This is a genomic window from Paenibacillus sp. FSL H7-0357 (assembly GCF_000758525.1).
In the GTDB taxonomy this organism is placed as follows: domain Bacteria; phylum Bacillota; class Bacilli; order Paenibacillales; family Paenibacillaceae; genus Paenibacillus_AQ.
Genome location: NZ_CP009241.1, coordinates 4,331,457 through 4,344,697, shown reverse-complemented (window position 1 = coordinate 4,344,697; position 13,241 = coordinate 4,331,457). Strand labels below are relative to the sequence as shown.

General features: G+C 49.0%; 17 protein-coding genes. 16 read left to right on the top strand and 1 reads right to left on the bottom strand.

Annotated elements, in window-relative coordinates; all coding sequences use genetic code 11:
• Window positions 1–28: 28 nt before the first annotated feature.
• From queC to H70357_RS18785, 8 genes are all read left to right on the top strand, one after another.
• Entirely contained in the window at window positions 29–691 is a 663-nt protein-coding gene (queC, locus tag H70357_RS18820) for a 7-cyano-7-deazaguanine synthase QueC (RefSeq protein ID WP_038592673.1), read from the top strand.
• Entirely contained in the window at window positions 691–1,173 is a 483-nt protein-coding gene (locus tag H70357_RS18815) for a 6-pyruvoyl trahydropterin synthase family protein (protein WP_038592670.1), read from the top strand. The genes queC and H70357_RS18815 overlap by 1 nt, the downstream gene beginning before the upstream one ends.
• Window positions 1,166–1,888, top strand: a complete 723-nt coding sequence (gene queE, locus H70357_RS18810; RefSeq protein ID WP_231578281.1) for a 7-carboxy-7-deazaguanine synthase QueE — start codon at window positions 1,166–1,168, stop codon at window positions 1,886–1,888. Before H70357_RS18815 ends, queE begins: the two co-directional genes overlap by 8 nt.
• Before the next feature lie 179 nt (window positions 1,889–2,067).
• On the top strand, window positions 2,068–2,586 hold the full coding sequence (locus tag H70357_RS18805; protein ID WP_038592665.1) for a cysteine hydrolase family protein: 519 nt from the start codon (window positions 2,068–2,070) through the stop codon (window positions 2,584–2,586).
• On the top strand, window positions 2,583–3,422 hold the full coding sequence (locus H70357_RS18800; protein WP_038592662.1) for a VanW family protein: 840 nt from the start codon (window positions 2,583–2,585) through the stop codon (window positions 3,420–3,422). Before H70357_RS18805 ends, H70357_RS18800 begins: the two co-directional genes overlap by 4 nt.
• A gap of 7 nt (window positions 3,423–3,429) precedes the next feature.
• Entirely contained in the window at window positions 3,430–3,615 is a 186-nt protein-coding gene (locus H70357_RS18795) for a hypothetical protein (RefSeq protein ID WP_038592661.1), read from the top strand.
• 345 nt (window positions 3,616–3,960) lie between these two features.
• Window positions 3,961–4,875, top strand: coding sequence for a DMT family transporter (locus H70357_RS18790; RefSeq protein ID WP_197073599.1), 915 nt, complete (start codon window positions 3,961–3,963; stop codon window positions 4,873–4,875).
• 50 nt (window positions 4,876–4,925) lie between these two features.
• Window positions 4,926–5,759: a class I SAM-dependent methyltransferase gene (locus H70357_RS18785; RefSeq protein WP_038592660.1), complete on the top strand. Its 834-nt coding sequence runs from the start codon at window positions 4,926–4,928 to the stop codon at window positions 5,757–5,759.
• Window positions 5,760–5,984: 225 nt separating this feature from the next.
• On the opposite strand, the gene H70357_RS18780 is transcribed toward H70357_RS18785, so the two are convergent.
• Window positions 5,985–6,881, bottom strand: coding sequence for a LysR family transcriptional regulator (locus H70357_RS18780; RefSeq protein WP_052092118.1), 897 nt, complete (start codon window positions 6,879–6,881; stop codon window positions 5,985–5,987).
• A gap of 256 nt (window positions 6,882–7,137) precedes the next feature.
• Here H70357_RS18780 and H70357_RS18775 point away from each other — a divergent pair, with 256 nt between their 5' ends.
• From H70357_RS18775 to H70357_RS18740, 8 genes are all read left to right on the top strand, one after another.
• A complete protein-coding gene (locus tag H70357_RS18775) occupies window positions 7,138–8,091 on the top strand; it encodes a phosphate ABC transporter substrate-binding protein PstS family protein (protein ID WP_038592658.1) in 954 nt (317 codons plus the stop codon).
• 101 nt (window positions 8,092–8,192) lie between these two features.
• The gene (pstC, locus tag H70357_RS18770) at window positions 8,193–9,095 is read left to right on the top strand and encodes a phosphate ABC transporter permease subunit PstC (RefSeq protein WP_038592656.1); all 903 of its coding nucleotides are present in this window, start codon (window positions 8,193–8,195) and stop codon (window positions 9,093–9,095) included.
• Window positions 9,092–9,988, top strand: a complete 897-nt coding sequence (gene pstA, locus H70357_RS18765; protein WP_038592653.1) for a phosphate ABC transporter permease PstA — start codon at window positions 9,092–9,094, stop codon at window positions 9,986–9,988. Before pstC ends, pstA begins: the two co-directional genes overlap by 4 nt.
• Window positions 9,989–10,025: 37 nt before the next feature.
• On the top strand, window positions 10,026–10,802 hold the full coding sequence (gene pstB / locus H70357_RS18760; RefSeq protein ID WP_038592650.1) for a phosphate ABC transporter ATP-binding protein PstB: 777 nt from the start codon (window positions 10,026–10,028) through the stop codon (window positions 10,800–10,802).
• Window positions 10,803–10,989: 187 nt separating this feature from the next.
• Window positions 10,990–11,592 (top strand): nitroreductase family protein, encoded by a 603-nt coding sequence (locus tag H70357_RS18755; protein ID WP_038592648.1) that lies wholly within the window; start codon window positions 10,990–10,992, stop codon window positions 11,590–11,592.
• 168 nt (window positions 11,593–11,760) lie between these two features.
• Complete coding sequence (locus tag H70357_RS18750; RefSeq protein WP_038592646.1) at window positions 11,761–11,961, top strand: helix-turn-helix transcriptional regulator; 201 nt, start codon at window positions 11,761–11,763, stop codon at window positions 11,959–11,961.
• A gap of 2 nt (window positions 11,962–11,963) precedes the next feature.
• Complete coding sequence (locus H70357_RS18745) at window positions 11,964–12,428, top strand: DUF6773 family protein (protein WP_038592644.1); 465 nt, start codon at window positions 11,964–11,966, stop codon at window positions 12,426–12,428.
• 92 nt (window positions 12,429–12,520) lie between these two features.
• Window positions 12,521–13,240 (top strand): MBL fold metallo-hydrolase, encoded by a 720-nt coding sequence (locus tag H70357_RS18740; protein ID WP_038592642.1) that lies wholly within the window; start codon window positions 12,521–12,523, stop codon window positions 13,238–13,240.
• Window position 13,241: the final 1 nt, after the last annotated feature.

Here is a 13,241-nt window from a genome sequence, read left to right as displayed (position 1 = left end):
CCAGATCGTGGAGAGGAGAGAGTGTGAAATGAATAAAAAAGCGCTCGTCGTATTCAGCGGCGGACAAGACAGTACAACCTGCCTCGTGTGGGCTATTCAGCACTTCGAGGAAGTTCAGGTCGTTACTTTTAACTATAACCAGCGCCATGCCGCTGAAATTGAGGTTGCCAAGGAAATTGCCGCCAAGTTCAATGTGAAGCAGCATATTCTTGATTTGGGATTGCTGAATCAGCTGGCACCCAATGCTTTGACCCGTGATGATATAGAAATTGTATCCGGTGAAGGGGATGAATTGCCCAGCACCTTTGTAGATGGCCGGAACCTGCTGTTCCTGTCCTTTGCGGCAATTCTGGCGAAGCAGCTAGGATATGCCAATATCGTCACCGGCGTATGCCAGACCGATTTCAGCGGGTATCCAGACTGCCGCGATGTGTTTGTGAAATCATTGAATGTAACCCTCAATCTGTCCATGGATTATGAGTTTGTCATTCATACACCACTAATGTGGCTGGATAAAAAAGAAACCTGGAAGATGGCCGACGAGCTGGGCCAGTTTGATTACATCCGTCAGCACACTCTGACTTGCTACAACGGTATCATTGGCAGCGGCTGCGGCACCTGCCCAGCATGTTTGCTTCGCAAGCGTGGCCTTGAGCAATATGTGGCTGAGAGAAAGAAGGTCGGCTTATAATGCTAGGCGAAGTATCGGTTTGTAAAATATTCACTTTTGACGCTGCACATCAGCTGATTGGACATAAGGGAAAATGCAGTAATCTCCACGGCCACACCTACAAGCTTGAAGTGGTCCTGAAGGGCAAACCTTCCCTGGAGGAGGGGCATTCGGACGAAGGCTTCGTGATTGATTTCAGCGATATTAAAAGCACGGTACAGCAGAGTCTGGTCGACCGGCTGGATCACGCTTTTCTGGCGATGGGCAACGAGCCTGTGCTGGATACATTGACAAATACGGGATCGAAGGTAGCGCTGCTCTCCTTCCGCACGACGGTGGAGAACATGGCGTGTTATATAGCCTACAAGCTGAAGCAAGTGGCGTTGCCGCTATATTCCGTTAAGCTGTGGGAGACGCCCACTTCCTGGGCGGAGGTGCTGGCTGAGGATATTCCGGAGGATGGACCCTCCTACCGTATGCATGGGGGTTGTGACTGTGAGTAAGATTCCGGTCATAGAAATGTTCGGCCCAACCATTCAGGGGGAAGGCGCAGTTATCGGAGTGAAAACCATGTTCGTCCGTACTTATGGCTGTGACTATCGCTGCAGCTGGTGCGATTCCGCATTCACATGGGATGGTTCGGCCAAGGATAAGGTGCGGATGCTTACACCAGAGGAGATTATGGCCGAGCTGCTCTCACTAGCCGGAAATAATTTTGACTGTGTAACCATCTCCGGTGGCAACCCTGCACTAATTGGCGAGGCGATGGGTACCTTCATCATGGGGTTGCACGAGCGGGGCATTCAAGCGGCAATCGAAACGCAGGGCAGCCGCTGGCAGGAATGGTTCAACGATGTGGATGTGCTGACAATCAGCCCCAAGCCGCCAAGCTCAGGTATGACGACGGATTGGGAGACCCTTGATGGCATTATGGGGAAGCTGCATGATAAAGGCAAAGCTGCCCATAGCCTGAAGGTTGTTGTCTTTAACGAAGGCGATTATGAATATGCCAAAGCAGTGCATAAACGATACCCTGAGGTGCCACTGTTCCTGCAGCCGGGCAATGAGGATGTCACGGAGGAAGGTGACATTTCCGTACGTCTGCTGGGTAGACTGGAATGGCTGTTTAATCAGGTGATCTTCGATCCGGAGATGAACCGGGCACGGGTGCTCCCTCAGCTTCATGCACTCATCTGGCATAATAAACGAGGGAAATAATCAAGATTCGAACCGGACTTCTGCCATGCAGAGGCCCGGTTTTTTGTTGTACAAGAAATTATCTAAAGGGATGACAATTTTATAATGTTTGCAGATGAATTTGTAAAATACCAAGGGTATTCTTCACGTATTCTTCTGGTATAATTATTGAAAAATCAGGGAATAGCGAGGGATCATACATGACAACAGCCTTATTAATTATCGATGTCCAAGAAGCCATGTTCTCTTATGATGTGAAGCTGCATGATGAAGGAGGCGTGATGGACCGGATTATATCGCTATTGAATAAAGCCCGCTCCGCAGGGGCTCCGGTTGTTTATATCCAGCATACCGAGGATGAGGAATATACGAAGGGCTTGCCCACCTGGCAGATCAGCAGCCGAATTATGCCGAAGGAGGAAGACTCCATCGTCGAGAAGCCGACTTGGGATGCTTTTCACCGTACCCGGCTGCATGAGGAGCTGCAGCGTTTGGGTGTGACCGATCTTGTCATATGCGGGATGCAAAGCGAATTCTGTGTCGATACAACCACTAGACGGGCCTACAGCATGGGGTATTCCAGCGTACTGGTCCAGGATGCGCATAGCACTTTCGGCAACGCCGATTTTAGCGGTGAAGAGATTGTCAGGCATCATAATTCAGTGCTGGGCGGGAGATTCGCTGTGCTTCGGCCGGAGCGTGAGGTAGAATTCCAATGAATGCAGGGAAATCTGCGATGAAGCCAGTGCGCCGTTCCAGCTTGAGATTGTTCGCCGGCAAGCGATATTTCACCTGGAAAAGATACTGGACATGGTTTATTCAGCACGGGAACAAGGCAACAAAACATCGGTCTGAGGCACTGCCCTATAAGGCAGCCGGGCATTCAACCCCGCTCCTGCGCAGACTGCGAAATGTGGACATGCAGCTACAGTACAATAAGATTGCAAATCTGCGTCTGGCCGTCGCCAGGCTGGATGGTCTGGTGATCTCGCCGGGAGAGACCTTCTCGTATTGGCAAACGATCGGCAAGCCAACCCGGCGCAAAGGTTACTTGGACGGAATGGTTCTATATTACGGTGGTTTTCGTTCCGGCACAGGAGGCGGATTATGCCAGTTGTCCAATCTGATCTACTGGATGACGCTGCACACCCCGCTGAGCGTGACCGAGCGGCACCGCCACAGCTATGATGTATTTCCCGACGAACAGCGGACACAACCTTTCGGCAGCGGGGCTACTTGTGCATATAATTATTTGGATCTGCAGCTTCAGAACAATACAGACCGGACATATCAGTTGAAGCTGCACCTGGATGATACTCATCTGTACGGCGAATGGCGATGCGATGACAAGCAGCTTTATCGTTATGAGGTATACGAGGCTGATCATGTTATCCGTCTGGAACCATGGGGCGGTTATGTCCGCAGCAACAGCATCCGCCGCAGAGTATTTACGCGGAGCGGCGAGCTTGCAGGGGATGAAGCGGTAGCCGAAAATCATGCCCTGATGATGTACTCTCCGCTGCTGCATCCGCCCACTGAATTAGCGGAAGGGTGATGAACTGATGAATCTTGACGGTGATTGGTACTGGAAGTCAGATGATGAAGTGGGAATGGGACGCTCAAGCAGACTGAAACGCAATATTAGGGTATGGACTGTGTTACTTACTGTTGTATTAGCAGCTGCTGTGCTTGCAGGCTGGCTGGTACTACAAGGAATATTCGATTTCTTAGAATACTTAGGCATCTAGGAGAGAGACTTCGGGGAATAACGGATAAACACCGGGACTATGGGGTTATAACATAGTATGTTGCTAGCCGATCAGCAGAGCGGAGCATGGCTACCAGGTGTTCGGAGACAAGGAAGAGGATTGTATCAAGGTTGTGCTTAAGCCTTAATGTTACGGGAGTTCATCGGTTACCGGATCAACATACGAAGGCATGGGTTTCCGCCGCAGGCCGGGAGGCCATGCCTTTGATGTTTTTCAGGAAGCTGCAGCCTTTGTTGCGAATTTTCATGAAAAAAGCTGCATTTTTCCGGATTCTGCGGTAAATTTACATAAGTGACTTTTATCTGAGCCGAAAGGATGCCTGCTGTGACTTCAAAAAAACCGCCTGTTCCCATTCCGCTATTGATGCTGATTGGAATTGTGGCTATTTCTTTTTCTTCTATTTTTATAAAATGGTCATCCGCTCCGGTATCGGTTCAGGGGATGTACCGGCTGCTGTTCACCTCGCTATTGATGCTGCCCTTTGCCCGGCCTTACAGCGGAGCCGCTTTTGCCCTGCGCCGCAAAGACTGGCTGCTGCTGCTTGTGTCCGGGGCGATGCTGGCCCTGCATTTTTTACTGTGGATGGGTTCACTGAAATTCACCTCTGTAGCCAGCTCGACGATGATTATGGCACTGGAGCCGGTGTTTATTATGCTGGGAGCCTATTTGCTGTATAAAGAAAAAAGCAGCATGTCCGCCATAGCGGGGCTTGCCATTGCGATCTTTGGTGTTGTATTTATTGGCTGGGGAGATATCGGCCTGTCCTCCGACAATTTAAAAGGTGATTTGCTGTCCATTGGCGGAACAGCAGCAGTTGCCGCTCATTTGCTGATCGGACAGAAGCTGGTTGCCCGCATGCCATCGTATTTGTATAGCCTGATTGTATTTATCGCAGCGGCTATTGTTTTTGCGGTATATAATCTGCTGGCGGGCATTCCGTTCTTTGATTATCCGCCAAGGGAGTGGGGAATCTTCGTATTGCTGGCAATTGTCCCGACCGTATTTGGTCACATTTTGTTTAACTGGCTGCTGCAGTACGCTTCGGCGACTACCGTTTCGATGAATATTCTGGGAGAGCCGGTTGGTGCAAGTATTCTGGCCTTCCTGCTGCTTGGCGAACAGTTGACAATCCTCCAATGGGCCGGCGGTGTATTGGTAATGGGAGGGCTTGCAGTCTATTTGTATGCAGGACGCAGGAAAGCTGCAAAGAGAAGTGAGGCTCTGCCCAGCATCTCCTAAAGCACACATTCTAACAGACAACTTATCAACATAAAGGGGTATTTCACAGTATGAATGATCAAGACTTAGAACAAGAACCGCAAGACAATCCGGGAGCTGCGCCTTCCAGTGAAGAACTCTGGAATGAGGATACCTATGCCGCATGGACGAGCAGATTCGGCACTCCGTCAGAGGCAGCAGCAAAGTTGTCCAAAGATCCAGCATCCCGGCTGTTCCCGTTAAACGCTTATTTCGGAGAGGTCCGCGGGAAGAAGATGATGAATCTGATGGGCTCGAACGGCATGAAGGCGGTAGCCCTTGGGCTGCTGGGAGCTGAAATGACTGTTGCCGATTTCTCGGAAGCCAACGCCCGGTACGCAGCGGAATTGGCGCAGGAAGCCGGAGTCGGGCTGTCCTATATCGTCTCGGATGTGCTGAAGCTGCCGGACGAGGTGCTGGACAGCACGTATGATATCGTTTTCGCTGAAATGGGGATTGTCCATTATTTCACTGACCTGACCCCGTTTATGGATACTGTCTGCCGTCTGCTGGCTCAGGGGGGAACCTTCGTGCTGCGCGACTTTCATCCGGTAACGACCAAGCTGATTTCTTCCAAAGGATCTACTGCTAAAGTACGGAAGCACAAGGTAAGCGGCGATTATTTCGATACAGCGCTGGAAGAGAAAAAGGTGTCTTACTCGAAGTATTTGCCTGCTTCAGGCAGTCAGACGGGTGAGAAACATAGTGTTGTTTATTGGCGGCGCTGGACTTTGGGGGAGATCGTTACGGCAGCCGCCGCTAGTGGTCTAGTCATCCGAGAACTGGTGGAGGAGCCCAACCTGTCGTCTGAGGTTTACGACAAAGGAATTCCCAAGACGTTTACACTGGTAGCAGAGAAACGTTGACTTTACGATGAATAGCTTTGGTGTCCTTTTTAGGACGGTGGCCGTTTCTGCGGAGAATCGAAAGATAGTTAACGGCATGAATAAATAAAAAATGTATTTCAACATAGAACCGGTGGTCTGCTTTGAGCTGTATCAATCAGCCTGAGTGGAGCAGCGGTTTATTTAATTCACATCATTAATTAATACATATAGTTAATGACATTAAATAAATACAATTAACTGTTATCATACCAACACGCTCTCAGCAGCAGCCATTTCCACAAACGCCTGCTGCAAGGGAGTTAAGGTATAATCCTTTCGCCAAGCCAGTACATAAGTAGCAAGCCCAGGCGAAATCCCCGGGAGCGGAGCATAACTTAAACGGCCCAAGGCCGCCTCGTCTGCAACCCCTGCTTTGGAGAATAGTCCCACATTTCCGCCTTCACTAATCATCCTTTTAAAGGCCTCCGGCGAATTAACAACAGTATTATTCCATACACGGACATTGTTCAGCTGTGCCCATTGGTCGGCTGTTCCTCTCAGGCTGGAAGCGGGATCATGCTGAATCCATGGCTCCTGCGCCACCAGCTCCGGGGACAGCACTTTAATTTGAGCAAACGAATGACCGGGCGCAAATATAAGAACAACCTCATCCCGGGCAACTACCTGGGTATGAAAGGAGTCATCTCCGCCATCACTATCTTGCAGTATCCCCAGTTGGATCTCCCGCCCCCTCAGCCGTTCGCGCACAAGGTGATCCGATTGTATCGTAAGCGACACATCTATCCCCGGATGAAGATTGATAAATTGCGACATTATATTAGGAACAAAGTAAGTACCAGGCATGTACCCGGCCTCAAGCGTAAGGCTACCCGATGTGAGGGAGGAGAACTGTTTGACGCTCCGCTCCGCTTCTGCAGCGAGGGAAACAATACGAACTGCATATTGAAAAAGCGCCCGTCCGGCATCGGTTAACAGCACACGCCCGCTGCGGTATTGAAAGAGGGAAGCTCCGAGCTCATTCTCAAGGCTTTTCATATGAAAGGAAACGGTAGGCTGTTTTAGGCCCATTTCGGCAGCGACATCCGTTACTTTTTTATATTTTTCAATCAGGACTACAATTTGCAGCTTCACAATATTCATGGATTTCCTCCGGTCTGGATGGCAATAAGTTAATAAAATATCTTCTTAATATAGATTATATCTATACTGTTATACATTTTCTATTAGAATTTTTATCTTTCGTTTTACAAACATAAGCTTTTTCTCTAACGAACGAGCTCTAGAATAGGAAGAGTCATAAGAGATACACACAGAGGAATGCTTCCAAAGTGAGTTTTGTAAGAAGCAGATTCAATGGGTCAGACACACACAAAACCTTTAGGAGGAACAAACAACAATGCAATTCAGAAAATCGTGGATCATGGCTTTGGCTTTAACCAGTGTAGTAGCACTTTCGGCATGCGGTAACGGAGGAAATAATGCGGCAACTAATAATGGGGGAACTAATGCAGCTGCGACAAATACACCTACAGAAAGCAGCGGCGCAAAATTAAGCGGATCGATTCTGGCTTCGGGCTCCACAGCGCTTCAGCCACTTGTTGAAATGGCAGCTGAAGGCTTTATGGATGCAAACGCAGGCGTTGATATTCAAGTACAAGGCGGAGGAAGCGGCACGGGCTTGACTCAGGTTGCTGAGAAGCAAGTAGATATCGGTAACTCCGATGTGTTCGCAGAAGAGAAGCTGAAGGATGCAGATGCAGAAAAAGCAAAATCACTCGTTGACCATCAAGTTGCGGTTGTAGCGATTGCAGCAGTAAGCAACCCAAAAGCTGGTGTAGACAGCCTGACGAAACAGCAGCTGGTTGACATCTTCACGGGTAAAATTAAGAACTGGAGTGAAGTTGGCGGAGCGGATCAAGCGATTCAAATCATCAACCGTCCAGCAAGCTCGGGTACACGCGCAACCTTTGAAAGCTTCGCACTTGGAACTAAAACAGAAGACCAAGAAGGATCGATTCAAGAAGACTCTTCCGGTACTGTTAAGAAAATGATCGGCGAAACTCCAGGGGCTATCGGATATCTGGCATTGTCTTACCTTGATGAAACTGTAAAAACGCTGAACTATGAAGGTGTTGAGCCTTCTGTAGACAATGTTATCTCCGGTAAATATCCGGTATGGGCTTACGAGCACATGTACACAAATGGTGAGCCTGCTGAACATGTCAAAGCATTCCTTGACTACATCATGACAGATGAAGTGCAGAATGGCGATGTAGTAGAGCTTGGATATATCCCTGCTTCGAAAATGCAGGTTTCCCGTGATGTAGAAGGCAAAGTATCAACCAAGTAATTCCTGGCTGACAAGCTTTACAGACTTCATTCATTAGAACTTCATGTGATTAGAGGCGGAATCCTTCTGCCTCTCTTTTCACTTTAGAAAGAGGGAGCAGCTTGAGTGTAAAACCTAAGAAATCCAAAATTGAAAAACATCATATCGAAGATTTTATCGGGCGTTCTTATATGTCCTTCTGTGTACTCCTATTGATAGTAATCATTGTATCGATGGTGTATTTTGTGGCGTCCAAAGGGATTGCTAACTTTACCAGCGGTGAAATTAAGCTTTCTGATTTCTTGTTCGGCAAAAAATGGTCCCCGGAAGGAGACACTCCCTCCTACGGAGCATTGCCTTTTATTACCGGCTCATTTCTGGTTACGCTGCTTGCAGCGCTTATCGCAAGTCCGCTCAGTATCTGCGCTGCTCTGTTCATGACCGAGATTGTGCCAGGCTGGGGTAAAAGGCTGCTGCAGCCGGTTATCGAACTGCTGTCAGGTATCCCATCAGTCGTTTACGGCTTTGTGGGTTTAAGCGTCATTGTGCCGTTTCTGCGTAATACCTTGCCAGGTCAGGGCATCGGGGTTGCTGCAGGCGCGCTTGTCCTATCGGTAATGATTTTGCCGACGATTACAAGCGTGGCTGCAGACGCGCTGGCTTCTTTGCCGCAAAACTTAAAAGAATCCTCCTTTGCGCTCGGTGCTACACGGTGGCAGACGATCTCCCGGGTGATTCTTCCGACTACATTCCCTGCAATTATGACGGGGGTAGTGCTGGGGATGGCCCGTGCTTTCGGTGAAGCCCTTGCTGTACAGATGGTAATCGGTAATGCACCTTTCGTGCCGCGGTCGCTTTTCGAATCGGCTTCAACCTTGACCAGCGTAATTACGCTTGGCATGGGGAACACAACGATGGGTTCAACGCACAATAATGCGCTGTGGAGTATGGCGCTGGTTCTTATGCTGATGACTTTTGCTTTTGTCCTCATCGTAAGAATGCTTGAAAGGAGAAATAAAATTTGAAGCCGAGAACAGCAGACAAGGTTGCCACTACCGTTATCGTCTTTTTCGCATTACTTATTGTAGCCATTCTGGTTGGATTGCTTGGATATATTCTGATCCGTGGCTTAAACCATATCAGTTGGGATTTCCTGACTTCCGCACCGCAAAAAATCCGCGCAGGCGGAGGTGTGGGTCCACAGTTGTTCAACTCACTGTTCCTGCTGGTGCTGACGCTGATCATAACTGTACCGCTGGGTCTTGGAGCGGGGATCTTTATGGCAGAGTATGCACGTCCAGGTAAACTTACGAACTTTATCCGCCTGATCGTAGAAGTCCTGTCTTCCTTCCCTTCCATTGTCGTAGGTTTGTTCGGTCTGTTATTGATCGTAAACACCTTCAATCTGGGGTTCTCCTTAATATCCGGTGCTCTCGCACTTACCGTATTTAATCTGCCGCTGATGGTGCGTATTACGGAGCAGGCGTTCCGTACAGTGCCCAAGCAGCAGAAAGAGGCAGGATTTGCCCTTGGATTATCCAAGTGGAAGATTGTTACCTCTGTACTGTTACCCGTGGCGCTGCCGACGATTATCACCGGTACGATCCTCTCCGCTGGCCGTGTCTTCGGTGAAGCGGCTGCTCTGATGTTCACGGCGGGCATGAGCAGCCCGCGTCTGGATTTCACCAACTGGAATCCGCTTAGTCAAACTTCACCGCTTAATCCTTTCCGTCCGGCTGAAACCCTGGCCGTTCACATCTGGAAAGTCAACAGCGAAGGGCTGGCGCCTGATGCCGTACAAATCGCAGCCGGAGCTTCGGCCGTGCTCGTTATTACAGTATTGATCTTCAATCTGGCCGCAAGATATTTCGGCAGATATATTTACCGCAAGCTGACTGCTTCCAAAAGAATGAACTAAAACTTTGATTATAGAAACATTTTAGGAGGAGTAAGAGATGGGAATAGCGGAACCAGTGGTGCGTGAATCATTTCAAACAGAGGACCTGAGCATATTTTACGGCACATATGAAGCAGTAAAGGGAATCAGTCTTCCATTTGGCCAGAATACTGTTACTGCACTTATTGGCCCGTCGGGCTGTGGTAAATCAACTTTCCTTCGTTCACTTAACCGTATGAATGATGACATCTCCGGTTCGACAACGAAAGGGAGCATCTGGATTGACGGCGTGGACATCAACGCTCACGGTACGGATGTGATCAAGCTGCGGCAAAAGATCGGCATGGTCTGGCAGAAACCGAATCCGTTCTATAAGTCGATTTATGACAATATTGCTTTTGGTCCAAAATACCACGGCATTAAAGGTAAGCAGGCACTGGACGAAATTGTGGAAAGCAGTCTGCGGCGTGCTGCATTATGGGACGAGGTTAAGGACCGCCTGAAGGATTCAGCGTTGGCGTTGTCCGGCGGACAGCAGCAGCGGTTATGTATCGCCCGTGCATTGTCGGTTAATCCGCAGATCCTGCTGCTGGATGAACCGGCATCGGCACTCGACCCTGTATCGACCGGTAAAGTGGAAGAGCTGATCAAGGAACTCAAGGAAGAGCTTCGCATCGTTATTGTTACGCATAATATGCAGCAAGCGGCGCGGATTTCGGATTTTACCGCATACTTTTACCTCGGTTCACTTGTGGAATACGACAAGACAGAGAAAGTCTTCAGCAATCCGGAGAATCAAATGACCCAGGAATATATCATGGGCCGTTTCGGCTGATCGAAGAGTTCTACAGGCACTGCCCGTTCGGGCGGTGCTTTTTTGGCTCTAACAAGCGCATTCACCTCCAAGATACAGGATAGGCTTGGCGAGTATGATCAGGACATTCCCCAGTTTGAAAAAGCGATTGGAATCATGTACAATCACTGAGAATGGTTATCATAACTTACTGCTGGAGGGAATCCTTATGAATCAGAACCAGTCTGCAGCTTACGGCAGCATTGCCGAAGTGATCAAGGAGCGCCGCTCCATTAAACAGTTTAAGCCTGAACCCCTGCCTGAAGGCCTGCTAAAGGAACTGCTGGATATCGCGGTATGGGCGCCAAATCACGGACTGCGGCAGCCGTGGAGATTTATTGCTTTTCAGGGGGAAGGGGCGGAATTCCTCGGGGATGCTGCTTATACATTCTTAAAGCGCGGGGCAGCTGATCCGGAATTTGCCATCAAACGCAAAGAATATCTTTCATCGGTTCCTTTAACCGTAATCGTCGTAATCCCTGAGGACCCGCGTCAAAGAGAGTGGGATGAGGATTTTGCCGCTGCATCCGCACTTGTGCAGAACTTCCAGCTGGCGGCATGGGAACGGGGAGTAGGTACGATTTGGAAGACGGATCCTTATATTTACACTCCAGAATTCCGCAGCAAGATTGGCGTGAAGCCGGGAGAGAAGGTGATTGCGATGATCCATGCCGGTTATCCGGAGATCATTCCCGCCAGCCGTCCACGCAAGGAAGCCGCTCAGCTGCTTACAGTTGTAGACAGCTATCCGGAGAGTGGAGTTGTGGAATAACCACCTAAGCCGCTGTTAGGAACAAAAACTGGGCTAACTCTTATTGAAGCATCCTGCGGGATGCTTTTTTTCTATGGGATTAAATAAAAATGCAATATATAATGTACATAATGACGGTTATAGATTACAATGGAGCGGTAAGTGAATTTATTCTCCGGGAGGGCTCTGGTGAGTGAGAAGAACATCAAGCTGAAACTGGCGCGGATTCAGAAGGACCTGTCCCAGGAACAGCTGGCGGAAGCGGTGGGCGTGACGAGACAGACGATAGGACTGATTGAAGCGGGGAATTACAACCCGACGATCCGGTTATGTATTGCCATCTGCAAGGAACTGGAAACAACTTTGAACGATATATTTTGGGAGGAGTAGTTATGAAAGGTAAGGGGATCAAGGATGAGCGGATTCAAGGTGAAGTACATAAGTTGATGTCGCACGGCTTTACGATTGTGTTTGTGGGCATTACGGCCAGTGTTTTTGTTAAAGTATTTGTTCTGCACTTGGATCTGAAGTATTGGCTGGACAGCTTCCTCATCCTGATGGCAGCTTGTTTCTATGTTACGCTCCGGAGCATGCGTGGTGGGCTATTCCTCCTGCCGAGCAAGGCCGGGGAAGTAAAGCGGCTCAAGAAAACCAATCTGATCAGTGGAGCTGCAGGTGCTCTGATATGGGCAATATTGATGATCAGCTATGACCTGCTGGGTAAGGAGGAAGTTGATGTAGTTGCGAGTGTAATGAGCACATTGGTTGGCTCCGTGATCTTTTTCTTCGGGATTACCTGGATGCAATGGTTCATGATTAAACGCTCCAATCAAAATGCGGATAAGCACCTGGAATAGACGGATGTACTGCTTTGGAATGGGCCTCTTGCAAAACTAATGCCATTAGTTTATATTATAACTAATACCATTAGTTTTTAAGGGGTGTATTTATGAGAATTACTCAAGAAGGAAAATTGCTGCAGCTTACGTGGATGCCCGGATGGTTTCCGGTCAATTGCTATCTTGTTGTAGAAGATCAGGAATTAACATTGATTGATGCGGCAATGTCTTTTAGTGTCCAAGGGATCCTCCGTACAGCGGCTAAATTGAACCTGCCTATTACCCGAATCGTGCTGACCCATGCTCATGGAGATCATGTTGGAGCACTGGATGAACTGAAGAAACGGCTTCCTGAAGCTGTTGTATATATCTCTGAGCGTGATGCAGCTTTGCTGCGCGGAGACCGTTCGCTTAGACAAGGTGAACCGCAGACTCCGATTAAAGGGAGCGTACCTACCAAAATTTCCACCAAACCGGACATTCTGCTCCGTGACGGAGATACTGTCGGCTCTTTAAGCGCAATTAGTACTCCCGGCCATACCCCAGGCTCGATGTCTTTTCTGGATCAACGGAGCGGAGCTCTGATAGCAGGGGATGCTTTTCAGACATTTAAGAGAACTGCGGTGGCCGGGACGGTTGTGCCATGGTTTCCATTTCCGGCATTGGCTACCTGGAATAAGGAGCAGGCTGTGGCCAGTGCAATTAAGCTTGCAGGAACGTCTGCAGCGGTGCTTGCTGTTGGACACGGCAACCTGCTGAAGGCGCCTGGAGAAGCCATGAAACTGGCTGTGAGCAAAGCTCAATTGCAGCTAGGAAAGGAAGGAAGATAAG